At 73.7% G+C, this 270-nt stretch carries 1 protein-coding gene; it reads left to right on the plus strand.

Annotated elements, in window-relative coordinates:
- Positions 1 to 268, plus strand: a 268-nt coding sequence (locus SB719_RS20255) for a hypothetical protein (RefSeq protein ID WP_412159757.1), incomplete at its 5' end; no start/stop codon positions are given.
- Between the last annotated feature and the right edge of the window lie 2 nt (positions 269 to 270).

Genomic DNA, 270 nt, shown 5'->3' on the forward strand with positions numbered 1-270 from the left:
CGTCAACCGCGCGCCGCGTTCCTCACGCGGCGGCGCGCGCGGCCGCCGTAAGGTCGGCCTCCCCCTGTCTGCGAGCCTCCCCATGACCAACCGACGCACCCCCATGGCCCCTGCCATGACGACGCCCGCCGGATCGCCCGACCCGGACCCCACGCGCAAGCAGCGCGACAGCGACAACCAGGACGAAGCGCTCGAGGAAACGTTCCCGGCCAGCGACCCGACGTCGCCGTTCGTCCCCGCGAAGCTGCCGGATCCGGACCGGCCCTGAAG

It is taken from the genome of Pantoea sp. SIMBA_079 (assembly GCF_046940275.1).
GTDB classification, from domain to species: domain Bacteria; phylum Pseudomonadota; class Gammaproteobacteria; order Enterobacterales; family Enterobacteriaceae; genus Pantoea; species Pantoea borealis.